28 protein-coding genes, 1 pseudogene and 1 riboswitch are annotated in these 25,346 nt (G+C 58.9%); of the genes and pseudogenes, 12 read left to right on the plus strand and 17 right to left on the minus strand.

Features of this window, described 5'->3' with window-relative positions; all coding sequences use genetic code 11:
• The first annotated feature begins 110 nt into the window (after positions 1–110).
• Positions 111–719 carry a class I SAM-dependent DNA methyltransferase gene (locus tag ACMGF7_RS19845; RefSeq protein WP_197763554.1) on the plus strand — a complete coding sequence of 203 codons (609 nt, stop codon included), beginning with the start codon at positions 111–113 and terminating at the stop codon, positions 717–719.
• Between the two features lie 40 nt (positions 720–759).
• Here ACMGF7_RS19845 and ACMGF7_RS19850 read toward each other — a convergent pair whose 3' ends face one another.
• Positions 760–2,061, minus strand: a complete 1,302-nt coding sequence (locus tag ACMGF7_RS19850) for a PQQ-dependent sugar dehydrogenase (protein ID WP_164094948.1) — start codon at positions 2,059–2,061, stop codon at positions 760–762.
• Between the two features lie 10 nt (positions 2,062–2,071).
• Positions 2,072–2,497, minus strand: coding sequence for a DUF2231 domain-containing protein (locus ACMGF7_RS19855; protein ID WP_420286594.1), 426 nt, complete (start codon positions 2,495–2,497; stop codon positions 2,072–2,074).
• 168 nt (positions 2,498–2,665) lie between these two features.
• On the opposite strand from ACMGF7_RS19855, the gene ACMGF7_RS19860 reads away from it, so the two are divergent.
• Entirely contained in the window at positions 2,666–3,124 is a 459-nt protein-coding gene (locus tag ACMGF7_RS19860; RefSeq protein ID WP_049240993.1) for a YbaK/EbsC family protein, read from the plus strand.
• Between the two features lie 84 nt (positions 3,125–3,208).
• Here ACMGF7_RS19860 and ACMGF7_RS19865 read toward each other — a convergent pair whose 3' ends face one another.
• On the minus strand, positions 3,209–3,586 hold the full coding sequence (locus tag ACMGF7_RS19865; protein WP_033633031.1) for a VOC family protein: 378 nt from the start codon (positions 3,584–3,586) through the stop codon (positions 3,209–3,211).
• 271 nt (positions 3,587–3,857) lie between these two features.
• On the opposite strand from ACMGF7_RS19865, the gene ACMGF7_RS19870 reads away from it, so the two are divergent.
• Positions 3,858–4,274, plus strand: a complete 417-nt coding sequence (locus ACMGF7_RS19870) for a GrpB family protein (protein ID WP_306377457.1) — start codon at positions 3,858–3,860, stop codon at positions 4,272–4,274.
• 174 nt (positions 4,275–4,448) lie between these two features.
• On the opposite strand, the gene ACMGF7_RS19875 is transcribed toward ACMGF7_RS19870, so the two are convergent.
• The 3 genes from ACMGF7_RS19875 to ACMGF7_RS19885 all read right to left on the minus strand — a co-directional run bounded on the left by ACMGF7_RS19875 (position 4,449) and on the right by ACMGF7_RS19885 (position 6,477).
• On the minus strand, positions 4,449–4,829 hold the full coding sequence (locus ACMGF7_RS19875) for a DUF4440 domain-containing protein (protein WP_420286595.1): 381 nt from the start codon (positions 4,827–4,829) through the stop codon (positions 4,449–4,451).
• A gap of 85 nt (positions 4,830–4,914) precedes the next feature.
• Complete coding sequence (locus tag ACMGF7_RS19880; protein ID WP_075201891.1) at positions 4,915–5,427, minus strand: hypothetical protein; 513 nt, start codon at positions 5,425–5,427, stop codon at positions 4,915–4,917.
• Between the two features lie 39 nt (positions 5,428–5,466).
• A complete protein-coding gene (locus ACMGF7_RS19885; RefSeq protein ID WP_049240996.1) occupies positions 5,467–6,477 on the minus strand; it encodes a LacI family DNA-binding transcriptional regulator in 1,011 nt (336 codons plus the stop codon).
• A 317-nt stretch (positions 6,478–6,794) separates the two neighbouring features.
• On the opposite strand from ACMGF7_RS19885, the gene ACMGF7_RS19890 reads away from it, so the two are divergent.
• From ACMGF7_RS19890 to ACMGF7_RS19900, 3 genes are all read left to right on the plus strand, one after another.
• Positions 6,795–7,718 carry a substrate-binding domain-containing protein gene (locus tag ACMGF7_RS19890; protein ID WP_420286596.1) on the plus strand — a complete coding sequence of 308 codons (924 nt, stop codon included), beginning with the start codon at positions 6,795–6,797 and terminating at the stop codon, positions 7,716–7,718.
• 66 nt (positions 7,719–7,784) lie between these two features.
• A complete protein-coding gene (locus tag ACMGF7_RS19895; protein ID WP_049241000.1) occupies positions 7,785–8,960 on the plus strand; it encodes a Gfo/Idh/MocA family protein in 1,176 nt (391 codons plus the stop codon).
• Between the two features lie 10 nt (positions 8,961–8,970).
• A complete protein-coding gene (locus ACMGF7_RS19900; RefSeq protein ID WP_164094951.1) occupies positions 8,971–9,912 on the plus strand; it encodes a sugar phosphate isomerase/epimerase family protein in 942 nt (313 codons plus the stop codon).
• A gap of 36 nt (positions 9,913–9,948) precedes the next feature.
• On the opposite strand, the gene ACMGF7_RS19905 is transcribed toward ACMGF7_RS19900, so the two are convergent.
• Both ACMGF7_RS19905 and ACMGF7_RS19910 read right to left on the minus strand, forming a co-directional pair.
• Positions 9,949–10,224, minus strand: a complete 276-nt coding sequence (locus ACMGF7_RS19905) for a helix-turn-helix domain-containing protein (RefSeq protein ID WP_239504272.1) — start codon at positions 10,222–10,224, stop codon at positions 9,949–9,951.
• An 86-nt stretch (positions 10,225–10,310) separates the two neighbouring features.
• Positions 10,311–11,396 (minus strand): NAD(P)-dependent alcohol dehydrogenase, encoded by a 1,086-nt coding sequence (locus ACMGF7_RS19910; protein WP_049188892.1) that lies wholly within the window; start codon positions 11,394–11,396, stop codon positions 10,311–10,313.
• Positions 11,397–11,711: 315 nt separating this feature from the next.
• On the opposite strand from ACMGF7_RS19910, the gene ACMGF7_RS19915 reads away from it, so the two are divergent.
• Entirely contained in the window at positions 11,712–12,125 is a 414-nt protein-coding gene (locus ACMGF7_RS19915; protein WP_060559667.1) for an energy transducer TonB, read from the plus strand.
• Positions 12,126–12,185: 60 nt separating this feature from the next.
• On the opposite strand, the gene ACMGF7_RS19920 is transcribed toward ACMGF7_RS19915, so the two are convergent.
• From ACMGF7_RS19920 to ACMGF7_RS19940, 5 genes are all read right to left on the minus strand, one after another.
• The gene (locus ACMGF7_RS19920; RefSeq protein ID WP_197799180.1) at positions 12,186–13,721 is read right to left on the minus strand and encodes a phospholipase D family protein; all 1,536 of its coding nucleotides are present in this window, start codon (positions 13,719–13,721) and stop codon (positions 12,186–12,188) included.
• An 86-nt stretch (positions 13,722–13,807) separates the two neighbouring features.
• Positions 13,808–14,599: an AraC family transcriptional regulator gene (locus ACMGF7_RS19925; RefSeq protein WP_004937878.1), complete on the minus strand. Its 792-nt coding sequence runs from the start codon at positions 14,597–14,599 to the stop codon at positions 13,808–13,810.
• 356 nt (positions 14,600–14,955) lie between these two features.
• Positions 14,956–15,273: a cupin domain-containing protein gene (locus tag ACMGF7_RS19930; protein ID WP_015377878.1), complete on the minus strand. Its 318-nt coding sequence runs from the start codon at positions 15,271–15,273 to the stop codon at positions 14,956–14,958.
• A gap of 261 nt (positions 15,274–15,534) precedes the next feature.
• A complete protein-coding gene (locus ACMGF7_RS19935) occupies positions 15,535–16,587 on the minus strand; it encodes an NAD(P)/FAD-dependent oxidoreductase (RefSeq protein WP_197763559.1) in 1,053 nt (350 codons plus the stop codon).
• A gap of 16 nt (positions 16,588–16,603) precedes the next feature.
• Positions 16,604–17,776: an MFS transporter gene (locus tag ACMGF7_RS19940; RefSeq protein WP_239504273.1), complete on the minus strand. Its 1,173-nt coding sequence runs from the start codon at positions 17,774–17,776 to the stop codon at positions 16,604–16,606.
• Between the two features lie 180 nt (positions 17,777–17,956).
• Between ACMGF7_RS19940 and ACMGF7_RS19945 the strand changes: the two genes are divergently transcribed.
• Entirely contained in the window at positions 17,957–18,826 is an 870-nt protein-coding gene (locus ACMGF7_RS19945) for a LysR substrate-binding domain-containing protein (protein ID WP_049241006.1), read from the plus strand.
• Positions 18,827–18,862: 36 nt separating this feature from the next.
• On the opposite strand, the gene ACMGF7_RS19950 is transcribed toward ACMGF7_RS19945, so the two are convergent.
• The 3 genes and pseudogenes from ACMGF7_RS19950 to ACMGF7_RS19960 all read right to left on the minus strand — a co-directional run.
• On the minus strand, positions 18,863–19,270 hold the full coding sequence (locus ACMGF7_RS19950) for a DUF2000 domain-containing protein (RefSeq protein ID WP_049241007.1): 408 nt from the start codon (positions 19,268–19,270) through the stop codon (positions 18,863–18,865).
• Positions 19,271–19,323: 53 nt separating this feature from the next.
• On the minus strand, positions 19,324–20,172 hold the full coding sequence (locus ACMGF7_RS19955; protein ID WP_164094955.1) for an AraC family transcriptional regulator: 849 nt from the start codon (positions 20,170–20,172) through the stop codon (positions 19,324–19,326).
• 199 nt (positions 20,173–20,371) lie between these two features.
• Positions 20,372–20,608, minus strand: a pseudogene (locus ACMGF7_RS19960) (sensor domain-containing diguanylate cyclase); the annotation flags it as partial.
• 176 nt (positions 20,609–20,784) lie between these two features.
• Positions 20,785–20,860, plus strand: a riboswitch (Fluoride riboswitch).
• A gap of 40 nt (positions 20,861–20,900) precedes the next feature.
• Here ACMGF7_RS19960 and ACMGF7_RS19965 point away from each other — a divergent pair.
• From ACMGF7_RS19965 to eno, 3 genes are read left to right on the plus strand one after another with little or no spacing between them, the layout of a single operon-like run.
• Positions 20,901–21,866: a DHHA2 domain-containing protein gene (locus tag ACMGF7_RS19965; RefSeq protein ID WP_164094956.1), complete on the plus strand. Its 966-nt coding sequence runs from the start codon at positions 20,901–20,903 to the stop codon at positions 21,864–21,866.
• Between the two features lie 3 nt (positions 21,867–21,869).
• Positions 21,870–22,298 carry a hypothetical protein gene (locus ACMGF7_RS19970; protein ID WP_004937850.1) on the plus strand — a complete coding sequence of 143 codons (429 nt, stop codon included), beginning with the start codon at positions 21,870–21,872 and terminating at the stop codon, positions 22,296–22,298.
• 16 nt (positions 22,299–22,314) lie between these two features.
• A complete protein-coding gene (eno, locus tag ACMGF7_RS19975; protein ID WP_164094957.1) occupies positions 22,315–23,598 on the plus strand; it encodes a phosphopyruvate hydratase in 1,284 nt (427 codons plus the stop codon).
• Here the strand turns inward: eno and ACMGF7_RS19980 are convergent.
• Positions 23,595–24,002: a MerR family transcriptional regulator gene (locus ACMGF7_RS19980; protein ID WP_031299644.1), complete on the minus strand. Its 408-nt coding sequence runs from the start codon at positions 24,000–24,002 to the stop codon at positions 23,595–23,597. The genes eno and ACMGF7_RS19980 overlap by 4 nt on opposite strands.
• A gap of 72 nt (positions 24,003–24,074) precedes the next feature.
• On the opposite strand from ACMGF7_RS19980, the gene ACMGF7_RS19985 reads away from it, so the two are divergent.
• Positions 24,075–25,295: an NADH:flavin oxidoreductase/NADH oxidase family protein gene (locus ACMGF7_RS19985; RefSeq protein WP_164094958.1), complete on the plus strand. Its 1,221-nt coding sequence runs from the start codon at positions 24,075–24,077 to the stop codon at positions 25,293–25,295.
• Positions 25,296–25,346: the final 51 nt, after the last annotated feature.

The following is a 25,346-nucleotide window of genomic DNA, read 5'->3' on the forward strand; positions in this document are numbered from 1 at the left end:
CCTTTTATTTCTGGTCAACGGCCTGTTGATGAATATATTATCGGATAAGCGCGTTAATTTTGGCCAAAGGCTATTTTTACTGCGCCAATAACATAACGGGGAAAATATTAATGACGGAAGAACTGGCGAGCACGATTATTCCGCTTTATGACGAACATGCCGCCGCCTGGGAACGCCTCAGACCCACCACGCTGTTTGAGCGGCCGTGGCTCGACCGCTTTTTACAGCTTACCCCGGCCAATGCGCGGCTGCTCGATCTCGGCTGCGGCAATGGCGCGCCGATCGCCGCCTACTTTATTGAACAAGGGTATCGAGTCACCGGCATCGACGGTGCGCAGGCGATGATCGCGCGCTGCCGGCAGCGTTTTCCACAGCAGGAGTGGCGGCAGATGGATATGCGCCAGCTGAATCTGGCGACAAGATTCGACGGCCTGCTGGCCTGGGACAGCTTCTTCCATTTGGCGCGCGACGATCAGCGCCGCATGTTTCTACTGTTCAGACGGCACGCCAAGCCGAATACCGCATTGATGTTCACCAGCGGCCCTGCAGACGGCGTGGCGATCGGCAATTTCGAAGGCCAGCCGCTGTTTCACGCCAGCCTGGCGCCGGAGGAGTATACGCGCTTGCTGCAGGAGAACGGCTTCCGCGTGGTCGATCATGTGGTGGAAGATCCCGCCTGCGGGGGAAGAACGGTCTGGTTGGCGCAAAGCATTGAGTGACAATGTCACGTGCAGGTTCTTCGGAACCTGCACGTTAACGTTATTTAGCGCTGACGCGCCAAACGGTGTTGCCCACATCATCCGCAATCAGCAGGGCGCCAGCCTTATCGACCGCTAATCCAACCGGTGCGCCATAGAGTTCCTTCTCGTCGTCGGAGACAAAGCCAGTGACCACCGCTTTGAGTTTACCGACCGGCTTGCCTTGCTCAAACGCCACGTAGCTGACCCGGTAGCCGTTCAGCGGCGAGCGATCCCAGCTGCCGTGCTCGCTGACAAAGGCGCCGCCGCGATAGTCGGCCGGCAGAGCGCTCGCGGTGTAGAACAGCAGCCCCAGCGGCGCGACGTGCGAGCTGAGGGCGTAGTCCGGCTTGATGGCTTTCGCCACCAGATCCGGCCGCGCCGGCTGCACCCGACGATCGACGTGCTGGCCGAAATAGCTGTAAGGCCAGCCGTAGAAGCCGCCGTCCTGCACCGAGGTCAGGTAGTCCGGCACCAGATCGGCGCCGATCTCGTCACGCTCGTTGACAATCGCCCACAGCTTGCCGCTGTGCGGTTCCCACTGCAGCCCGGTCGGATTGCGCAGGCCGCTGGCGAAGATGCGGCTGGCGCCGGAGGCGGTGTCCACTTCCAACACGGCGGCGCGCCGGTACTCTACGGCCAGGCCATTTTCGGTGATGTTGCTGTTGGATCCAACGCCGACATACAGCTTTTTACCGTCCGGGCTGGCCAGCAGGGCCTTGGTCCAATGATGGTTGATGGTGTCCGGCAGATCGGCCAGCTCTTTACCCGGATCGCTGATGTGCGTTTCGCCCGGCTGATAGGCGTACTGCATGATATTGCCGGTGTTGGCCACATACAGGCTATTGCCAATCAGCTGAACGCCGAACGGAGAATCGAGCCCCTCGAGGAAGACATGCTTTTCCCAACTGCCGTCGGCGGTTGGGCGCAGCAGGGTGATGCGGTTACCGCCTTTTCCCCCTTTACCTGACTTGCCCTTAACCAGCCCGGCGATCAGCTGCTTGGGGGTGCTGACCGCTTCGGTGCCCGGCCCGTTGGCCTCCACCACCAAAACATCGCCGTTGGGCAGGGTAAGCAACTGACGCGGGTGCAGCAAACCGTCTGCCACCTTGTCAATTTTCAAGCCTTCGGCGACTTTCGGCATCTGGTTTTGCTGCCAGCCCACGCCCTTTGGCACCTGCATCGGCGGCATCAGGAAGTCTTGCGCCGCCGGCAACGCCGGATCCGGCCCCATTTGTTGTTCCGGCGAAATGACGGCGCTGTTATCGCAGCCGGCCAGCGCCAACACGGCCGAAAGCGCAATCGCGATGGATGATAGCTTCATGAAAACCTCCTTATTTTGCGCGGGTGCTCACGGCCAGCAGAATGTTGGCGAAGCTCAGCAGCGCGACCACGATCGCAGACAGCACCAGGCCTTGCGGCACCACGGCATACGCATCCCGGCTATGCACGAAAGCGTTGATAATGGCAAGAACGATGGCCAACAGATTCAGCCAGAAATGGAGCTTGACCGATGAGCCCTGTAGCCGGCCGCTGCCGAACCACACCTGCACCAGGTTAATCAGCCGGGGAATAATGGCAAAAATCAGGCCGATGGCGATCAGCCAACTGGCACCATTGACCCATTGAATATTCGCCGTGCAGACATAGATGATGTCGAAAATGAGCGCCGCGGTAAAAAATCCGTAGGGTATCGGATTGAGCCATTCATAGACGGCCACCGCGGCCGCTGAAGGCCTTGCTGTCGTTTGCGTGGTCATACGGTTATCTCCATGAAAAATGATAGATAAAAAAGGCGTTGGCCCCTTAAAGCTTTGTTCAGATTCATCGATTTGAACAATTTTGATTCTCATTTTTAGCATGCGATGTTAAAACCGAAACCATCACTTCGGCATTATCAATGGCTTAGCAATATCAGGAGGCAGGGCATGAGCATAGAACGCGTTCAGCGTTTTCTGGCCGAGCACGCACCGGAGACGACGGTGACGGTGCTGGCAAAGAACACCGCAACGGTGGCGCTGGCGGCGGAAGCCTTTGGCGTGGAGGGCGGGCAGATCGCCAAGACGCTTTCGTTTCGTGTAAACGACGGCGTGGTGTTGTTGGTGATGGCGGGAACCGCCAGAATCGACAACAAGAAGTACAAGCAATTCTTTGGCGTAAAGGCACGCATGCTGCCGACGGAGGAGGTGGAGGCGCTGACCGGCTATCCGCCCGGCGGCGTTTGCCCCTTTGCCGTACCGGCAACGGTGAGAGTTTACTGCGATCGCAGCCTGTGCAGCTACAGTGAAGTGCTTCCGGCAGGCGGCAGCGATAACTCAGGCGTGAGAATTGCGCCGCAGCGGCTGGCCAGCATCACCGGAGCAGAATGGATTGACGTGACGGGGTAACTTTAAGTGACGATGTCACAATTGTTTATGTTAAATCCAATGCATTACCTCGTGATTAATATACTGTTTTAACTGGAAAAATCACTAGTCCATCGGATTGTGGCAAACTGCCTCGATATTATGGCCATCCGGGGCGATCACAAATGCCGCATAGTAGTGGGCATGGTAATTGGGCCGTAAACCGGGCGCGCCATTGTCTTTGCCGCCGGCTTTTAGCGCGGCGTGGTAGAACGCATCGACCTGCTCACGGCTGCTTGCGACAAATGCCAGGTGTAGGTGCGCCGGCTTTTCGTCGGTTTGAAACAGGCACAATGACACATTACCCCGATCGGGACAAAGTTCGACGCCATAGCCGGGCTCGCCTTCAGCAACGATTTTTACGCCCAGCGGCGCCAGCGCATTGAGGAAAAACGCTTTGCTTAGGGCAAAGTCGCTGACGCCAAATTTCACATGATCAAACATGGAGAGGCTCCTGGAGCGAGGAAGAATGTTTCCATTCAGTATAGCCAACGCCGTGGTGGGCGCCGAAAGCAATGAAACGCGCGCCAATGCGCATTTGGCGTGCAAATACTGCCCGCTTAAATGACGCGTTTGGGAGAAATCTGCAGTATCGTAGCCGCCACGTTTTATCAGATTTCACGTAGCGCGATCAAAAAAGCAGGGGGTTTTTGGCCAATACCGGCAGGTATGCGCCATTGGAAACCATGCCCGGTCATCATTATTGGAGTGGAAAATGTCAGCGCGCATCATCACGATCCCAACGATTGATATATTGCTGGAGGTTGAAAGTCTGCCGGCGTTGGATAGCTTGAATGACAGGATGCGTGACATGGGATATACGCCGCGTGGCGAGAACGGCATTGCCGGCAGGCGTTACTACATCAAGGGAAACGGCAAACGCACGCATCACGTGCATGCATTTATTGCTGGAAGTGAACAGGCTGACATTTGGCGTTCAGAGATTATCTGCGCAAGCATTATGCTGTTCTCAGCAATACAGGGCAATCAAATACCAGACAGCAGAAGACTGCCGGCAAAATCCAGCGGCTTATGGCCGGTTGAAAAACGAATTGATTCAACGGCACGAGCAGTTGGCGCTGGCCTGGTTGGCTACAGGAGAAACCCCATGAATCAGGCCTGGACGGTATAATCCACATACCTGCATATAGATGCGCATAATGTATATTATGTTAAATTGAATTGCTGGATACGCACCGGGTTTAGCCCTGCACATTATCTCCCGCCTCACCTTCAACGCTATCCATCCCTCTGACATCCCGTTTTACCGCCAGGCTTACTGCCACTCGGCCGCTTTTAAATGCAATCACTCATCAGTCGGCGTGCCTTGATGAAACCGCATTTGCCAATCTGCCTTGGCTGTCAGAAGCCAAATCGATGAACGTTCGGTGCAACGAACGGCGTGGCCCTGCGCATCACGCTGAAAACTTTTATACGTCAGCAACACGGCGCCTTTGCTGATTTGCGCCAGCTTAAAACCTTCGGCAAAAATCTGCGGATGTTCAGTTTCAATTTCCAGCGCCGCAACGGTTTGGCGTTTGTCATAACGCAGCCCTGAACGACCAATCTCTTCAAAGTCTTCATGCAGCAATGCCGCGACGCGGCGCGGATCGCGGCGCACCGACGGCTGATGCAGTTCAACCTCAAGCGCCTGGATTTGGCTGTGCCACTCTGCAAAATGGGTCAAAATACCCTCCTTTTTGATCGCGCTACGTGAAATCTGGCAAACTCCGGCAGTCAATCTGCACCAGAATGACACTCGTGAGACCTGATTATTCCCAGGACTCCTTCTCATAATGCTTCTGCCAGTTCTTTTCCGTGACGGGCACAAGTTCCCCGTTGAACGTGTAGGTGCAACAACGGCATCTCACCGGCACATCTTCTGCGGTAAATGCCGGGTTCACTTTCTGCAGTATCCCTCGTTCATCGACACACAGTCCGCTGTAATAGCTAGATTCACCACAGCAGACATAGCTCCGCCAGTTTTTACGGTGCAGCGCCACCAGGTAAAAAATGGGTGCTGGTTTGTCCAATCGACTAACCGCTTCGCTATGTACTTCATTCCAGGGTTGGCCCACTTTACTGAGCAGAAATTGAAATAGCGGCGTGTAATCCATGCCATGTTGTATCCGCCCATGCATGCTTTCACGCAGCGGCAACTGCTCATCATCCGCCTGTTTGCCATGGCGTCCCCAACGGTATTCACCACCGCTGGCGATGGCCCCTTTGGATGTAACACTTTCTCTTCTATAGAGTTTTTTCTTTGTATCGCGATGAGTTCTCATCAAACCCCAAAAGTGACACCGTCACAAAAAAGACAAATCTCACGCCTGTTTTTCCCAAAAATGCGACCGCCGAACCCGCAATTCCCCGTGCCGCCAGGCGCCGTCTGCCGTGGCGCGATTGTCGATCAGGCGATTCAAGGCTTCTTCAACCAGCCGGTCGATGCGTTGGCTATAGCTGGTCAGCGCCCAATTGGCTGAGCCGGCCTCATCGATATCGTCGAAGCCCACCACGGCCATCGCGGACGACGGCGCCGTTTGCCTGAGCGCTTCGAGCGCCCCCAGCGCCAGCACGTCGTTCTCGCAGAACAGCGCCTCAATCCGCTCGCTTTCCGGCGTTGCCTGCAGGTATTCGCTCATCAGCTGGAAACCGCGTTGGCGATCGTAGTGGCCGGCGGTGAGCACCCGATCCAGCCGAAAGCCGGCGGCCATCAGCCTGTCGCGGTAGCCTTCCATGCGCAGCAAATGGCTGCTTTGCGTGTCCGGCCCCTTCATGTAACCAAAGCGCCGATGCCCTTGTTCTATCAGCAGCGCAGCGATCTCTTCGCCGGCGCGGTAGCCGTCGATATTGACCACATCAATGTGTTCGCTTTCCGTATTGCGACATACCTGCACCAGCGGGATCTGATGCAGATCTTGCGCGATCGCCGCCCACTCTTTGGTTAACACCGTCGCCAGGAACAAAATGCCATCGACCTGCAGCTGATCGGCCATCGCCATCACCGCCCGGTAGTTTTCCCCCGCAGTGATGTTCAGCAGCAGCGCCATATAACCGCGAGTTTGCAGCTGTTTGGTGACCATATCGAGCATCATCATCGAATGCGGGTTCTTCATCTCGTCGATGGCCACGCCAATGATGTGCGTGCGTTTTTGCGACAGGCTGCGCGCCAGTAGGTTTGGCCGATAGCCCAGCTCGGCCGCCGCCGCCAACACGCTATCACGCGCGCTGTCCGAGATCGACGCACCGGGCGTAAAGGCGCGCGATACCGTCCATTTAGAGACGCCTGCCTTTTCGGCGACGTCGCTGGCGGTGGCTTTGTGGTGTTTTTTCATGGTTGCGTCGATCCCTGCTTCGGTGAAGTTAAACTATACCCTGCTCGCTCAGATCCCCTAAGCGCCTGCCGGCATATCAGCTGCAATTATGTATCGTTTTTGCACCCGATTGCAATTTGCTGTGCAACCGGGTGCAAAACGTAAAGAGTTTGTGATCGTCCGCGCTATTTTCACCTTTCCCCTGTTGACCAAATTTTATCCATGGCCGACATTCACGGTGGCATTCAGAGACTCATCGCCGTTTTTTCTTCTGATTTGCACCCGGTTGCAGAAACGCTGTTTTTACATAACACCTCTCTTCTCAACAGGATACCGTAATGAAAAAAACCAGACTGCTGTTGATGTTAGCCTGCTCGCTGTTTGTCGTGACCGCTCAGGCCAAGAGCTATCAGGTCGGCGTGGCGCTGGCCAATTTCGATCTCAACTTTGTCTCCATCCTGCGCAGCCAAATGGCGCGAGAACTGGCTGCGCAACAGCTGCAAGGCCAGTTCGTCGATGCCAAAGGCGATGTCGCCCTGCAGGTGCAGCAGGTAGACGATCTGATTAATCAGGGCGTGGACGCCATTATCCTCAACCCGGTTGATACGCAAGGCGTCCAGCCGATGATAGCGGCCGCCAAACGCGCCGCTATCCCCCTTATCTTCGTCAACCGCAAACCCGAAGTGCCGCTGAGCGGCGCGACGGCCTACGTCGGCTCCGATTCGGCGCTCAGCGGCCGCCTGCAGATGGAGGCCCTGGCGAAAAAAATGAATTACCGCGGCAACGTGGCGATCCTGATGGGCGCCCTCTCCAACGAAGAAACCCGCGAACGCACCCGCGCGGTGGAGGCGGTGATCGCCAAACACAAAGACCTGAACGTGGTAGAGAAACAGACCGCCAAATGGCAGCGCAATGAAGCGGTCGACGTGGTCTCCGGCTGGTTGCTGAACGGCGTACCGATCGATGCGATCGCCGCCAACAACGATGAGATGGCCATCGGCGCGATCATGGCGCTGAAGCAGGCCAAAAAGAACGGCGTACTGGTTGCCGGTATCGACGGCACGCCCGACGGCCTGCAATTTATCAAAAATGGCGACCTGGCGGTGACCATTTTCCAGGATGCCAAAGCCCAGGCGATCGGCGCGGTGCAAGTGACCCGAGCGATGTTGGATCGCGCCAAAACCGAGTCTTACAACTGGGTGCCTCATGCCACCGTGACGCGAGAAAACTACCCGCAATTTGCACAGATGAACCAGAAATAAACCGTTGCCACTCTCTTTTCAACCCATTTTGCACCCGAGTGCAATACCACAATATCAGGAGTCAGCATGTTAAATGGTGAAAGAAGCATCCCTCGCCCGCTGCGTTGGGCGATGATCGGCGGCGGCCGCCTCAGCCAGGTGGGCTACAAGCATCGTTCCGGCGCACTGCGCGACAATACCGCCTATCGGCTGGTTGCCGGCGCTTTTGATATCGACGCGGCGCGCGGACGTGAGTTTGGCGTCAATCTCGGTGTGCCCGCCGAACGCTGCTATGACGACTATCAACAGCTGCTGAAACAAGAGGCCAACCGCGAAGATGGCGTTGAGGTGGTGACCATCGCCACCCCTAACGGCACCCACTATGAAATTACGCGCGCCGCGCTGAATGCCGGCCTGCATGTCATCTGCGAAAAGCCGCTGTTCTTTACCACGGCGGAGGCAAGAGAAATCAAGGCGCTGGCGGCGGAGAAAGGTCTGATCGTCGGGGTGACCTACGGCTTCTCCGGGCATCCGCTGCTGATGCAGATGCGCGCCATGATCGCGAACGGCGACATCGGCGAAATACGCATGGTCGAATTGCAGTACACCCATGGCTTCAACGCCAATGAAAGCGCGGACACGTTCGAGGCGCAAAAGTGGCGCGTCGATCCGAAAATCGCCGGCCCCTCCTTTGTGCTGGGCGACATCTCTACCCACACCTTCTACATCTCACAGCTGGTCATGCCCAACATGAAAATTGCCTCCCTGCTGTGCGATCGTCAGAGCTTTATCCCTTCCCGCGCCCCGCTGGAAGACAATGCCATGGTGCTGATGCACTACGAAAACGGCGCCGTCGGGCGCATGTGGGCCTCCGCCATCAACGCGGGCGCAATGGACAGCCAAAGCATCCGCGTGGTGGGCTCACGCGCCAGCCTCCAATGGAGTGATTCCACACCCGGCGAATTACGCTATGAGATCCAGGGGCGGCCCAGCCAGACGCTGCACCACGGCATGCCCTATCTGGACGACAGCGCCCTGGCGGAAGAGCGGCTCGGCGCATTGCATACCGAAGGGCTGGCCGAATCCTGGGCCAATATTTACCTCAAGTTCGCCATCGCCATCAGCGCCAGTCAGCGCGGCGATCGGCAGACGCTGGCCGCGCTGATCTATCCGGATATCGATGCCGGATTGGAAGGCGTGCGCTGGATTGAGAACTGTGTTCGTTCCGCCGACAACGGCGCCACCTGGGTTAATTACCAATAAGGAAAGCACCATGAAACTTTCGTTCTGTACCGACAGCCTGGGCCATTTACCCTTCGAGCCGATGCTGGATCGGCTGCTGGAGCTGGGGGTGCGCGGTGTGGAGATGACCACCGGCGGTTGGTCCCCGGCGCCCCATCTGGATACCGAGGAACTGCTGGCCAACCCCGCCAAACGCCGGCGGCTGCAGCAAGCGCTGGCCAGCCGCGGCATGGAGATCGCCGCGCTCAATGTCTCCGGCAATCCGCTCGATCCGGGCGAGCTGGGGCAGCGTCATCTGCGCCAAACCGACAATACGCTGGAGCTGGCCGGCCTGCTGGGGGTGAAGAAGATCGTGATGATGAGCGGCCTGCCGCCGGCCAGCCCGCATGACACCATCCCCAACTGGATCACCTATACCGTCAGCTGGCCGCCTACGGTGAAAAACTGTCTGGACTATCAATGGAATGAGGTGGCGATCCCCTATTGGCAGGCGCTGGTCGCCCGAGCCAAAGCGTGCGGCGTCGAGCGCTTTGCGCTGGAAAACTTCAGCGCCATGCTGGTGTGGAACCCGGAAACGCTGTTCCGGCTGCGCGAGGCCGTTAGCCCAATGGTGGGCTTGAACCTCGATCCCAGCCACTTGATCTGGATGGGCGCGGATCCCATCGCGGTGGCCCGCGCCCTCGGCCCCGCCATTCACCATGTACACGGCAAGGACGTGCGCCTGGAGCGCGGCGTCGTCGAGATCAACGGGCTGCTGGAGACCAAACCGATCGACGAGGTAGCTGGCCGGGCCTGGAACTATGTCGCCGTCGGCTGCGGCCGGGATCTGCAGTGGTGGAAGGAATTCTTCTCGGTGGTGCGCATGATGGGTTACAACGACTGGGTGTCGCTGGAAATGGAGGACTTGACCATGTCGGTCGATGCCGGCATCGACTCTTCCGTTCAGGCGTTGCAGCAGACGATCAGCCGGTAGCCTCAGGCGCGGCGGCTACGGCCGCCGCGCCCCCTTTCACTCCGGTTCACTCGCCCCGGCCGGCATTTGCCGCTGATACTGCGACGGCGACTGCGCCATCACCCGTTTGAAGGCGGTGCTGAACGCGCTTTCCGAGCCATACCCCAACGGGTAGACGATCGATGCGACGTTTTCTTTACCGGCCCGCAGGCGATCTGCCGCCTGCAGCATACGCCAATGCGAGAGGTATTCCATGGCGGTGCTACCAACCAGCCCTTTGAAACGTTGAGCGAATAGCCGGCGATGCGGGCCAGCTCTTCCAGCGTTCCCCACGGCGTCGAGCTGATCGCCGGCCGCACGGCGACGGTCAGTCTCAAGGATAACGGGGAATAATCCGCCGCTAACCGTATCGCTGGGCTTTATGGCGTGATGGCCAACTTAATCACGCCATCGCGTTTCTCCGCGAACAACGCGTAGGCCTCTGCGATATTCTCCAGCCGAAAGCGATGCGTCACGAACGGCCTGAGATCCAAACCGCCATGCTGGATGACGTTCATCATTCTGCGCATCCGCTCCTTGCCGCCGGGACACAGAGCCGTACGGATCGTATGATCGCCCAACCCATAGGCAAGTGCACTCACCGGCAGATGGAGGTCTTCGCTATAAACGCCAAGGCTGGATAAGGTGCCGCCGGGTTTTAACACCCGCAGCGCTTGATTGAAGGTGGCTTGCGTCCCCAAACACTCGATGCTGGCGTCCACACCACGCCCCGCCGTAATCTTGAATATTTCATCAATCACATCGGTTTTCTTGTAATTCAGCAAGACGTTTGCCCCCATCTTTCCCGCCATCATCAGCTTTTCGGGAGAGCTGCTGATGGCAATAATCAGGCTGGCGCCCTGCAGACGAGCGCCCGCAGTGGCGCATAAACCGATCGGCCCCTGGGCGAAGATGGCCACCGTGTCACCAATTTTAATGTTGGCATTTTCCGCGCCTTTAAAACCGGTAGACATCACATCCGGGCACATCAGCACCTGTTCATCCGTCAGACCGTCCGGTATGAGCGCCAGATTGGCTTCAGCATCAGGCACCAGTACATATTCAGCCTGGGTACCATCGATAACATTGCCGAAGCGCCAACCCGCCGTGGCTTTATATCCGTGGCAACGGCATTCCGGCAAATAGGCTCCGTCCTGGGCAGGAAATCCATCCTGGCAGGCATAGGATGTAAAAGAGGGGCAAATGGCGCCGGCCAACGCCCGCTGCCCTTCATTAAAGCCTTTAACATTGCTCCCGAGCTTTTCTATAATCCCAACCGGCTCATGACCCACGGTCAATCCGTGAGGCACGGCATATTCGCCCTTAAGAATATGAATATCGGTACCGCAGATTGTCGTCGTGGTTATTTTGAGCAAAGCATCGTTGGGGCCAGGAGAAGGAATCGGCTTTTCAATGAGTTCTATTCTCCCCCTGTCGATAAAGGCGGCGGCTTTCATCATGCGCATGGTGGAAGATCCTTTGGTTTCTGTCGAGGTAATTACAAGAAAGAATAATCAAAACGGTTATTTTTTCTATTTTAATTTCTTGTAAAGTAATCACTTTCATCAATAATTCCAATAGCGAAGTAAAATAAGAAATATAATTAACCGAAGAATTAATCCCACCCCGACAAACTATTTACCTTCATCTTTTCGAGTAGAGCATCGCTTAAGAAAAGAATGGTTAACACCCTAGCGAAAGCCGCATTACTTCTCTTTCTAAATACCCTGCGCTAAGCGAAAATATGCGTTATCTGATTGATAGAACATGCAGGAAACGCCATGTCACGATTCACCCTCATCCCGCTGAGCCTGGCACTTGCCGGCTGCGCGCCATTGCAACCTGATGGCTGTGAAAAAGCCAGTGCGGTGAACGATTGCGTCTATGCCTGGCGTGCAGGCAGCAATGTTCCAGCGGCAAAGCAACCGCCTAATCTGGGATGCGACGGCCAAGTCTTTTATGAGCGGCCATACTATTCCGCCTCTGCGAAGGCTGAAAAACGTGAAGGCGAAGTGAGCGCGACGTTTGATGTTGATGATAAGGGTAAAGCCAGAAATATCGTACTAACGGGCACCCCGGAGTTCTATCGCGACACCAAAAGCGCTATCGCACGCAGCTGCTGGATACCAGGCAGCGTTAATGAAACAGCGTTGTTTACTTTTAAACTCTCTGGTGATGCTGAAGCCAACCGATAAGCGCAGGATAGTTTCCCTTGCAACGGTTGACTTAACGGGTGTCGGCGGCATTCGCCGCCCTTACAACATCCACTCGATCGGCAGCCAGCCGGCCACGGTGAGAACGATGCGTTTTACCCAGCCGGCGCCGGGTTCTTGCTGGTGCACCTCGGTGTGGCCGTCTTCGAAGGCTTCGTTCCACACCATTTTGCCCTTGGGCGTCAATGTCGGCCGGTAGGCGGCATACTCGAGCGGGCCATCAAACAGTTGGCGGGTGTCGGCCGCCAGCGCCGGGCTGTCGATCAAAAAGCCCATTTCGCAGTTCAGGTGCGCCGATCGCGGATCGAAATTGAACGAACCAATAAACACCCGCTTATCGTCGATGGCGAAGGTTTTCGCGTGCAGCGCCGCGCCGGACAGCCCCAGCGGTTTGAGTTCCTTGCGCCCCGTCGGTTGGCCGGCGCGCAATTTCAGCTCGAACAGCTCGACGCCCGCCTGCAGCAGCTCACGTCGGTATTTGGCGTAGCCGGCATGGACCACCAGCACGTCGGTGGTGTTCATCGCGTTGGTCAGCACACGGATGGATTTCCCCTGTTTGGCAAGCGATTCAAAAAAACTCGCCCCTTCCCGGCCCGGCACGAAATAGGCGGAGACCAGCTCCAACTGCTGGTTGACGCCGCCGATGATCTTGCTGAGCTGCGTCACCATCAAACGATCGCGCGAAGCCTTACCCAACCCTTTCGCCGGATCGTCGGCCACCAGCTCGACCTGGGTGAATTCCGGCTGCACGGCGCCATCGCGAAAGCGCACCGCACTGGTTTCCAGCTGCACCGCCAGTTTGCGGGCCCGGTCACTGCTTTCGGTCGCGGTGGCCTGCGTCAGGAAAGCAGAAAGATTGCCTTTGCCTCGGATAATTTGCTCAACGCCAAACACCGAAGCGCTGTTCCAGTAGCGATCGAAGACCTCGGCGGTTTCCGCCACCACGTTACCGACGCTCAACACGTCGAGATCGAGGAAATAGTTTTCGTCGCCGACCTGGAAATACTCGTCGCCGATGTTGCGGCCACCGATGATCGCCACAGCGCCATCGACGATATAAGACTTGTTATGCATGCGCCGGTTCATGCGCATAAAGTCAAAGGCGTAGCCAGCCAACTTCGGCGTGCGCACGGTTGATGGGTTGAACAGACGGATCTCGACGTTTTCCTGGGCGTTCAGCGCCGCCAGGGTCTCGTCCATGGCGACGCCGTTATCGTCCAAGAGCAGCCGCACGCGCACGCCGCGCTGGGCGGCGTCATACAGGGTTTTCAGCAGGATCTGCCCGGAGGTGTCGTTATGCCAGATGTAATACTGGGCGTCGATCGACCTTTCCGCCATTCGCGCCAGCGCCAGGCGGCTGGCGAATGCATCGTGGCCGCTGACCAGCGGCACCACGCCGCTCAGGCCGGGATGCGCCGCCATCAGTTCGGCGGCTCGCGCCGGCAATAGCGCGGCAGGATCCGCCGGCAACGCCGCCTGCGGTGAACGTTGGGAAATATCCGGCAAACGAAAGAGGACTCTTGCCGCAATAATGGCGATCGTCACGGCGAGAATCAGATACACGACAATTTTTATCACGGGACGCGGCCTCTGAAGTTGACTGCTTTGCTTTATACGTCATTAGGTTGCTTCAATCTATAGGAGAAGCGCGCTATGCCATAAGGCTATAGCGTAAAGCGCGAAGGCGAAACGCCAAACAGTTTTTTGAACGCCACCGAATAGGCGCTGTGACTCTCGTAACCGCTTTCGAAGGCGGCGTGGATGATCGAGTTGCCGGCCAGCAGCAGCGGAATGGACGACAGCAGCCGCAGGCGTTGTTTCCACTGGCCAAAGGTGATGCCGGTTTGTTGGCTGAAATGGCGTTGAAAGGTCTTTACGCTGATCGACAGTGAATCGGCCCAGGCCTCAATACCGCGTTCGTCGGCCGGCGTGATGACCAACTGCCGGCAAATTTCGGCCATTCTCGCCTCTACCGGCCAAGGCAGATGCAGCGCCAGCTGCGGCTGCAGGCTCAGCTCCTCCAGGAACAACGCTCTGAGCAGCGCATTGCGTTTGGTCTCCGCCCCTTCAGGCGCCAGCGTCGCCAACTGGGCGATCAGTTCTCGCAACAGCGGTGAAACCTGTAATACGCCGTCGCGCAGCGGCAAACGCGCGGCGGTGATTTCATCGACCAAAATCCCGTAAACGCAGATGTTGCTCTGCATGACGATCTGATGTTCTACCCCCGGCCGCAACCAAACCGCGGTGGTGGGCGGCACGATCCAGCGACCGCTGCTCGCCTCGACCGCCATAACGCCCTGTTGCGAATAGAGCAAATGACAGCGTTTATGCGAGTGGTAAGGAATGACGAAGCCCGCCGGATAGTGTTTCACCAGCCCCGTCACCTCGAACGAGGAATTTTCGTGGCTGCTGAGGTCGATGCGTTTCGTTTCGGCGTTGTCGACTTCGAATCCCATGATCGTTTGTCCCTTTTGATAACGCGAATGTCTTTTATTTGATAGAGGGAGCGCATGATCCTCCATATAGTGACGTTCTCGCAAGCCACACCAGGGGCCTTATGCGAAGAAACTCACTATTTACACCAAAATTTCATCGTTCTGCGTAAAACGGAGGCGATGACGTTGCGCATGCGCTGCGCGATGGCGGCTCGTTGCGGGGGCGACGCGGCCGAAAGTGATGGAGAGGGAAAGCGCGGTGGCATAATCAGGAGGTGTACGCATCAATCAGCAAGTAGCGCGGCCTGGGGGACGGCTTACTGCTGAAGGGATAGGGAGAGCGCCTAGGCTCTCCTCCATCCAACGTTGTTATCTCATCAACGGGCCAACTCGGCGCCGTCCAGCTCTGAAATCGCCAGACAAATCACTTCCGTGATGGCCTGTACCGTATAAGCGGTATTGGCAGGAATGATCAACATCTCATGGGGTTGCAACGTCTGATCGTCAACCTTCAGTTCACCGCTCAGCACCATCAGTTTCACCCAGCCCGGATGAAAACGCGCCGGTTGCCGGCTGCCCGCATCCAGCTTCAGCAACGCCGTATGGCCAGGCGTCTCCCGTTTCAAAATGTGAAAGTGTACCCCATCGTAAGGCATGTTTTCGTAATGCAGTGACGCCAGTGTTCTCTTATGCATGGTAAGTGTCCTCGTGACCGGTGAGTAGCTGCTCCGCCTTCGGTCGCCGTAGAAACGATTGGCGGCTGTCCCTACCGAAAGCACAGGCTCGGAGCCTCTTGGCGAACGGATTAACTGTCGTACTTGCAGCGGCCCGATCGACCGCCGTTTCATGCCTAACCTGCCTCAGGCATGCTAATAAATATATAAGAGCCTCGCCGACGGCGCAAAAAACCGCTGCAACGTTGAGCGCATTACGATGTGAATCCATAGTCGGAAAGATTATCCAGCAGCCCGATCAGTGAATCGCGCCGGGCGGTAGCCGCGAGGAATGGCGGGATTAACGCCGTGCAGCAGCTCGTCGCTGACCAGCCGCCCCAGAGTCGGAGCGCACATCACGGCCGGATGCATCACCGCCACATAGAGACAGGTGGCGCCCAGCGGCCCGAGGATGGGATAACCGTCGCGCGGCCTGGGGCGCAGCCCCACCGAACACGTCTGCAGCTGCAATGGCGCCGAGCCGTGCAGGCGGTTTTGAAGCGCCGATCGCGCGTCCTCTTCCACGTGTTTGACATCGCCGCCAGCGGGATAATCCTCCGCCGCGAGCAGATCGCCATTTTGCGCATGACGCACTTCGATGTCGTCGCCCGCAATCAGCGTGTTCACCGCCTGCGCCGCCGCGTGATAGCGCAACAAAATTGCCGGCGACGCCTCGATCGGCAACGAGAATTCGCTGCCGTCCAGCAGCGCAGAGATCCCCGTACCGCAGGCGAGCACGACCCGTTCGGCGGCGATCGCGCCCTCATCGGTAACGATGCCGGTTATCTGCCCACCGGCTTCGCGCAGAAATCCGCTGACCGCACGTCCCAGAAGCAACTCGCCGCCCAACGCGCCTACCCGTTCGAGCAGCCGCTGTGTCACCTCTTGCGGATCGACCGCGCCATCGCGCGCCGCAAAATAGGCCTGGCTATCGGGCCGCCAGAGCGCCGGCTCCAGCGCCATCACCTCGGCTAAGGACAGACGCCGATTGTCGGGGTTTTGCGTAGCCGGCGCCTGACCATAGCTGAGCGCGCCGGACCAATTCACCCACAATTCCGGGATCTCCTGCGTCAGGCGCATCCAGTCAGCCACGATCTCGCGCCGCAGAAACGCGTCGGGAGCGCCGTCAGGTACGCCTTCGCTGATCCAGCCGAACGAGCTGCCTGTGGCCCCCGCTGCGGGATACGCCTGCTCAACGACGATAACGCGCTGCCCCTGACGCGCAAGATGATAGGCGATCGATGCCCCGACAATCCCGGCGCCCACGATAATAATGCGTGATGATGTTCCATTCATTAATGATGCCCGTGCCTCATTTCAAATGTTGTCGCCAAAGCAGCCAGGCCGCCAGACAGGCTACCCCGCCGCCGCAGGCCAGCACGGCGTAAGACGCGCCCCAACTGTGGGTGGTATCCATCACCACGCCAAAGGATAACGGGGCGAACGAACCGATGCCGAACCCCAGCAACGATCGCCAGCCCATCACGCTGCCCAGCTGTTGCGGCGGCACGTTGTCCGCCATCGCAGCCGACAGCACGCCGGAGTCGCCGAGGATGAAGAAACTGCCGATGCTGACGACCAGCAGCGTCCAGCCCGGCCCCCAGTTCGCCGACCACCCCATCAACAGCGAACCCAATGCGCCGGCGGCGCCCATAAACATCAGCACCGACGCGCGATTGAAATAGTCCGAAACGGTGCCGACAATCAATGTAGCCACCATGCCGGCCAGGTGGATCACCGCCGCGACGATCAATCCGGCGCTGAGCGGATCCAGAGAGAAGCCGCTCAACGCCTCGCTGACCAGGCTGGGCGCCCAGGCCCAGTTGCCGAGCAGCTCCCAGCTGTGGGCGATATACCCGATCAGCAACAGCAGGGTCGCGTAGGTGATAGCATAGCTTTCACGTTTCGTCTTCCTCCCCAGCGTGCGCGGTTGCGGTTCCCGATAACCGACCAGGGCCAACGATCCCGCCAGCGCTCCCAGTAACGCACCGGCGGCACACAGCGAAAACGCCACGCCGGCGCCCCAGCGCGTGGCGCTCCAACCGGCGATGAAAACCGACAGAAAATACCCCAGCGAACTGGCCGCCAGCACCATGCCAATGGCATAACCGCGCCGCGCCGGACCGTTCATCCCCATCGCCAACAGCAGCGCCGGCGTATAAGCCCCGCCCTGCGTCAAACCGACGAAGGCCATCAACACCAACGCGCCGAGATAAGAATGGGCAAATACGGCGAACAGCATCAACGCAGCGGCACCCAGCCAGGAGAACAGCAGATAAACCCGGCGGGCGCCCAACGAATCACACCACCAGGAGGCCACCAGCAACGCCAGGGCGTTGGTCAGGCTGAACACCGTCTGCACCGTGCCGGCGGAGGCGGCGTCGAGCTGCCACTCGCTCCTGATGGTCGGCAATGCGCCGGCGAACATCATGGTGCCCAGGCAGAGGCCGGCCCGGCTCACGCAAAGCAGAAAGAAAGCTCGCATCTCAGCGCCGCCTCCCTGTCCATCGATGGGTGAGGATGACTCGACTAACACGGGCGACAGGTGGGGAAAACGTCAGCATGACACACTCACAGACAAGGGAGAATGCGCCATAATAATGAGCAAAATCAATGGCCGACAAACGATCTTTTCTCCCTCATTTGGTTGAGCTAAACTCAACCTATGAAGCGACTTTATTCCCTGCCGCACCTGCCCGCTTTCGAAGCCGCCGCCCGTCTTGGCAGCTTCAGCGCCGCTGCGGATGAGCTGTTTCTCACCACCGGCGCGGTCAGCCGCCATATTCGCAGCCTGGAAGCACAGCTGGGGATCACGCTGTTTTATCGCGCACACAAGTCCGTGCGGCTGACGCCGGCCGGTGAGAATTTTTCGCGCACCGCGTCTCGGGTGATAAGCGAATTGTTTGCGGCGGAAAGCGCGCTGAAAGCGAGCGCCGGCCGGCAGCGGCTGGTAGTGCACAGCCTGCCGACGTTTACCATGCACTGGCTGATGCCAAAGCTGGCGGCATTCAATGAGATACATCCGGGGATCGCGGTTGATATCACCACCAGCACCGGCGCCGTCGATCGCAATACGCCGTTTGACGTGGCGATCCGGCGCGATCCCGCGCACTTCTCCGGGCTGAAGGCGATCCCTTTCCTGCAGGAAGACAGCTTGCTGGTCTGCAGCCAGAGCTATTTGCGCGCCATGCCGGTCAGTGCGCCGGACAAGCTTGGCGAGCATACCGCCATCCGCATTCGCGCCCGGGAAGATTTATGGCACAGCTGGCTGAATACCTACCCGACGGCGCTGGACGCCTCACCGCCGCCGCTCACGCTCGACCATACCTTCGCCGCCATTCAGGCGGCCGAAGACGGCCTGGGGCTGGCCGTCGTACCTTACCTGTTCTGCGCCAAACATCTGTCGTCCGGTCGGCTGGTGTCGCCTTTCCCGGCGTTGACTATCCGAACCGGCGTTTACTCCCTGCTGCTGCGCGATCGGGACGATGAGATCGTGAGAAAATTCGCCGCCTGGCTGCAGACGTTCCAGGCCTAAGCGCCGTATTGGAAGCGCACCGCGCTAACGGTATTCTCAGGCGTGGAGCGTCAGCCCTTTTATCGCCTTATCCACCGCTTTCTTCGGCCCGCGCAGCGCCAGGCCGACCAAATCCAGGTTGTCCGCGTTTTCAGCGAGAAAAACCTGCCGGTTGGCTTCATCGTGCCCGGTCGAGAACATGGCGTGCACATAGGGGATCAGCGTCAATTCCCGTTCCAGCCCTTTACGATGCGCATTTTGCAGGCCCGGCAGATCCGCGGCGAAAATCAGCATCGGCTGCCCGGAAATGCCGCCGTAGCGTCTGCCTTCCGCATCCACGTAACATTCGCCGATGATCTCCGGGGCCGCAGCGGCGATCCCCGTCGCCAGAAAGGCCACCACGTTCAGCCGCTGCCAGGTTTGCAGATCGTCACGCACGATAAACGCTATCTTGGTATCAAACATGTTTCGCTTTACTCCGTTGTGCTCTTAAAAGCGCATCATCGGCGATGAGCGAGTCAGCGGTATAGAACGTTTGTGCACTGGCGTTGATAGGCCGCCGGCGATAAACGGTAGGCGCGCCGGAACCAGCGGCCCAAATGACTCTGGTCGGCAAAGCCGACCTGCATGGCGACCTGCGCCGGCTCTTCCCCCTGCGCCAGTAACAGTCGCGCGGCACGCAGCCTCAGCCGGATCAGGTAAGCATGCGGCGACTGGCCGAAAGCGCGGGCGAATTGGCGAGTCAGACGGAAACGATCCAGGCCGCACTGAAGCGCAAGTTCCTCCAGACTGGGATTATCCGCCATGTGCTCGTGCAAGTAGTCCCGTAAACGATTCATCTCAATCAAAGCGTCATCGCTTTGGGACGTTGGCCTGACGCGTATATGCCGCGCCAAAAGCGTCAGCAGTTGGTCCAGGCTTTGATCGCGCGCCAGCCGGCCTTCCCTCTGATGCAACGCAAAAAAAGCCTGTTGTATCGCGGTCGCCAGCATCGGATCGTCGGTCAACGTGCTGTGGAAAGCGCCTTCCAGCACTGAGGCGTCCCCCAATCCGCGGCGCTGCATCGCGTCGGAGACCCAGCGCTGCGGTAGATAAAGCATCGCATAGGTAAACCCTTCGGCCTGCGGCGCATGGCCATCGTGCACCGCGCCCGGCTCGATCAGCATGGCGCGCCCCGGCCGGCTGGTATGCAGCGAGCGGTGGCAATTGAAACGCTGCAAGCCCTGCTGCGTGACGCCCACCAGCATTTCATCATGATCGTGAGGATCGTAGGCATGCCCCTGAAAGTGGGCGTTGACGCTCTCAATACCCGTTTCGTCATCGCGCTGCAGTTCGAGCCAGTCGGTATGTTGATGATTTGACGCCATGCAATAAATCCGGAGTTCTGCTCACAGGAAAAGAAAAAACAGCTTACCCTGAGACCGCCACCGTTGCACGCTCACAGCTCGCAGATGGCATAAGTGCCCTTTCCGGCCGATTTCGCCTGATACATTGCGCCGTCGGCGCGGGTCAGCAGCATCTCCTCCGTCACATCGCCGCGTGGGGAAATGGCCGCGCCGATGCTGGCGGATTATCGAAAAATCGCGGGTCTTTGGCGGTATCGGGCACCAGCAGCGCTTCGCGTTGCAAGATAGCATGGCCGCAAAACGAGATATTGCGCGGCGTTTCCCGGGCATCCAGACCGTAACGCGATAAAAACCATTGGCGATCCAGTTTTTCCACCGAGTTTGAATCCAGCACGTTCAGCGAATGCAATACCGACAGGCGTTCGGCTTCGTTTTCGGGGAAGCAGGGTTCGAGCATGTTGTCTCCCATTGTGTCACCGACGGACCCGGCATAGCCGGCGTGAGTCCGTTCAGCGTTTCCGTCGGTTAGCGGCAAATATCCTTGTCCATCATAGACTCACTCAGTATCAATCCGATTGCGCATTCTCGTCAGCTTTGCCGGGCGTTGCGTTTGTCACCGCGCTGCGCTACAGTCGTTAACAAGGTGATGGTGTTCCACCTTTCCCAACCGCCGCGTTCGCTCGAACCGGATGATGACGCCTGATATACAACTTCGCTTTATTTTTTAGGCAGGTATGTCAGGAGTCGCTATGAATGAAATCTCACGCTTTACCCTTTTTCCACTCCAGCCCGATGCCGTCGCGCGGGAAATGCCGCTGTACGTTTTCGGCCATAAAAATCCCGACAGCGACAGCATCTGCAGCGCGCTGGTGGTCGCGGACTGGCTCAATCACCTCGGCAAACCGGCCGTCGCTTTCCGCCTTGGCGAACTGACGCCGGAAACCCGCTACATACTGGCCGCCGCCGGCGTACAAGCGCCTCCGCTGCTGACAGAAGATCTCCGTGACCGTAAAGTCTGGCTGGTCGATTTTACCGACGTCGAACAAGGGCCGGCCTCATTGCCCGACAGCGATGTGGTCGGCGTTATCGACCATCACCGGCTGGGCACGTTAGTCACTCGCAACCCGCCCGATGTCTGGGTTCGCGCCGTCGGCTGTTGCGCCACCGTGATCCTGCAGATCCTGGCGACGGAAAGGCCGATGCCGCTTTCTTCCGCCCAGGCCACGCTGCTGCTGGGCGCCATTTTGAGCGATACCGTCGCGCTGAGCGCGCCGACCGCCACCGAACAGGATCGGCTGGCGGTCTCGCGGTTGCGCGCAATTTCTCATGTCGACTATGACGCCTTCACCGCCGGGCTGCTCGCCGCCAAAACCGATCTCTCGGGGCAATCCGCCGCGCAGTTGCTGCACCGCGACGCCAAGAATTACCGCATCCAGAGCGTCTCGCTGCTGCTGTCGCAGATAGAAGTGCGGACCATGAGCGACATCGATCCGCTGTTGCCCGCACTGCAACAGGCGCTTGAACATGCGAAGCAGGACGCCGGGCTGGAGATGGCCGCGCTATTGGTCACCGATATCACCTGGCGTCGCTCCACACTGTATTTCTCGCCGAACCGGGTGCTCGACATTCGTCAGGTGTCTCTGCCCGGCATGACGAGCCGGAAAAAAGAGGTTTTACCGTGGTTAACCCGCCAGATCGCTAACGCAGGGAGATAAGTCATGCCGCTCTACCAACATGCTTTACTGCTGGTGCAGGATGAACGCGACGGCCGGCTGCTGTTGCATCATGCCGAACGCCTCAATCAGCAGATGAATACGCGCATTACCGTGGCGCACATCAGCGCCGACTATGCCGAGCTGGACTATCTCAGCGATTCGCTGACCAAAGATCGCCAGTCCAGCGAGGTGATCGCCGCCAAGGCCATGCTCAGCCGTCTGGTGGAAGACTGCTCAATCCCCCTGGAGGTGCGCGCAATTGTCAGTATCCATCGCTTCAAAGACGTCGAAGCCCTGATTGCCCGCGAAGGCGTCGATCTGTTGCTGTTAGGCCATCAGAACCGTCCGTTCGGCGTCTTTTCCTCCTTCGGCTTCGAGTTCATTAACCATTTGTCCATCGACGTGCTGATAAAGCATGTGCCAACTCCCTAGAATGAGGTGACTACCCATGAGCTATGAGATTGAAAACGTAACCGCCAGAGAAATCCTGGATTCGCGCGGCAACCCGACCGTCGAAGTCGAAATGAGCGCGGCGGGCGTCGTAGCCCGGGCTTCGGTCCCCTCCGGTGCCAGCACCGGGTCGCGCGAGGCGGTGGAGCACCGCGACGGCGATCCGCACCGTTTCGGCGGCAAAGGCGTACTGGAGGCGGTGCACAGCATCAAAACGGCGATCAATGAGGCGCTGCGCGGGGTGGATGTGCGCCAACAAGAGGAGATTGACCGCCGACTGATCGCGCTGGACGGCAGCGAGAACAAGAGCCGATTGGGGGCCAACGCCCTGCTCGGCGTTTCTCTGGCCGCCGCCCGCCTCGCAGCGCAATTGTCGCAGTTGCCGCTGTATCGTTATCTGGGCGGCATCGGCGCCAACCTGCTGCCGGTGCCCTGCATGAATATCATCAACGGCGGCGTGCACGCCCGTTGGCAAGGGGCGGACTTTCAGGAGTTTATGATAGCCCCTCTGGGCGCGCCGTCGCTGCGCGAGGCCGTGCGCTGGGGCAGTGAAGTCTATCAGGCGCTGCGCCAAATCCTGTTGGAACAAGGCCTGTCGGTCGGCGTCGGCGACGAAGGCGGTTTCGCGCCGGCGGTCGCCTCAAACCGCCAGCCGCTGGAGCTGATCGTGCAGGCGATAGAGAAAGCCGGCTACCGACCGGGAGAAGATATCGCTATCTGCATGGATCCGGCCTCGAGTGAATTCTACGCCGACGGCAAATACCGCCTGCGCAGCGAGAACCTCGAGTTGGACGCAACCCAGATGACGGCCTATTACCAGCGGCTGGTACAGGATTTCCCCATTGTGCTGATTGAAGATGGCTTGGCCGAGGACGATTGGGCCGGCTGGCGTATTCTGAGCGACGCCCTGGGCGATCAGGTGGAGCTGGTCGGTGACGATCTGTTCGTCACCAACGTGAAATATATCCAGCGCGGGATTGATGAACGGTTGGCTAATGCCGCGCTGATCAAGCTGAACCAGATCGGCACCCTGAGCGAAACCTTCGCCGCCGTGCAGCTTTGCCAGGCAAACGGCTGGGGCGCCTTTATCTCGCACCGCAGCGGCGAAACCGTCGACAGCTTTATCGCCGATATGACGGTTGCGATGCGAGCCGGCCATGTGAAAACCGGCGCGCCGTGCCGCGGCGAGCGCATCGAAAAATACAATCAGCTGATGCGCATTGAGGACCAATTGGGCACCGCGGCGGTATATGCCGGGCGCTCCGCCTTTAAACGCCGCTAATCTTTGCAGGCCGGCCACGCACCGGCCAACTTTTCATTTTTGACCTGGCATAACCCCGCCACGCCGGATCCCAGCAAGGTAAGTCGGGTCGCCAGCAATGCTTCTCGCTGCTCATTCAGCGTGACCAACATCCGCTCGATTTCCGCCAGACGGGTCTCGACGCCCTGTATCAACCCATCCTCATAAGCGCTGCCCTGCAGCGCCAGCACGCGTTGGATCGCCTGCAGCGAAAAGCCCAGATTCTGGCCAATTTGGATCAGATGCAGCCGTTCCAGCGCGCTTTCGCTATACACCCGATAACCGTTGACGCCGCGCACCGCTTTGGGCAGCAGCCCCTGCTGCTCGTAGTAGCGTATCGCCGAGGCGGCCACGCCGGCCCGTTCCGCCAATTCTCCGATCTTCATGCCCTATTGACCTTAAAGTTAACTTTAAACCTAGTATAGCGCCATTCCCCCTGCGACAGGAGCGCAAACCCGATGTTTACCCCACTGACACTACCCAACGGCAGCCGCCTGACCAACCGTTTGGCCAAAGCCGCGTTGGAAGAAAATTTGGCCGATGAAGGCCAACTGCCCGGCCCCGCGCTATGGCGCTTGTATCGCCACTGGGGTATCGGCGGCGCCGGTCTTATCATCACCGGCAACGTGATGATCGACGGCCGCGCCATGACCGGACCCGGCGGCGTGGTGCTGGAACAGGATACGCCGCTCGCCTCGTTCGAAACCTGGGCCAAGGCCGCGCGCCAGGAAGGCGCGCAGGTTTGGATGCAGCTCAGCCACCCGGGCCGCCAGGTAATGGCCGACATGGGCGGCAACGCCTGGGCGCCCTCCGCCATTCCGATGGCCATGGGTAAGTACAGTAAAGCGTTCGCGCAGCCGAAAGCCATGAGCGAAGCGCAGATTGCCGAGGTGATCGCCCGCTTTGCCGCCAGCGCGCACGCCGCCGAGCGGGCCGGGTTTACCGGCGTGCAGATCCACGCGGCGCATGGCTACCTGATCTCTCAGTTTTTGTCGCCGTTGGCCAACCAGCGCAGCGATCGTTGGGGGGGCGAGCTGGCAAATCGCGCCCGCCTGCTGCTGGAGGTGGTGCGCGCGGTGCGCAAGCGGGTCTCGCCAGGTTTTTGCGTGGCGGTAAAGCTCAATTCCGCCGATTTTCAGCGCGGCGGCTTTTCGCCGGACGAAGCCCGGCAGGTGTTGCTGATGCTCAACGAACTGCCGGTCGATCTGGTGGAGTTATCGGGCGGGAGCTATGAAAGCCCGGCGATGCAGGGCGAAACGGCAGACGACAGTACCCTGGCGCGTGAAGCTTATTTTCTGACCTTCGCCCGCGATCTCGCCGCAGTAGCCCGCATGCCGGTGATGACCACCGGCGGCATCACCCGCCCGACGGTGGCGCAACGGGTGCTGAACAGCGGCGTCGCGGTGGTCGGCATCGCCACCGCCATGGCGGAAATTCCCGATCTGCCGCGCCGCTGGCAAACCGGCGAAGCCCCTCATGCGCTGCCCGCGCCGGTAACATGGCGCGACAAAACGCTGACGCTGCTCGCCCGCATGGCGCTGATCAAGCGCCGCATGCACGCTCTGAGCCGCGATCGGACGCGCAACGTGCGTTACTCCCCGCTGTGGTCGCTGCTCATCGATCGGTGGCGCACCCGCCGCACTCTGCGGCGCTATCATGCCTGGTTACGGCAACGTTAATGACCGCGGCGCCGGCAGACATGCCGGCACCGCACAAAAATCCCGCTGTTT

The sequence above is a fragment of the Serratia sp. BNK-17 genome (genome assembly GCF_048684935.1).
In the GTDB taxonomy this organism is placed as follows: Bacteria; Pseudomonadota; Gammaproteobacteria; order Enterobacterales; family Enterobacteriaceae; genus Serratia; species Serratia nematodiphila.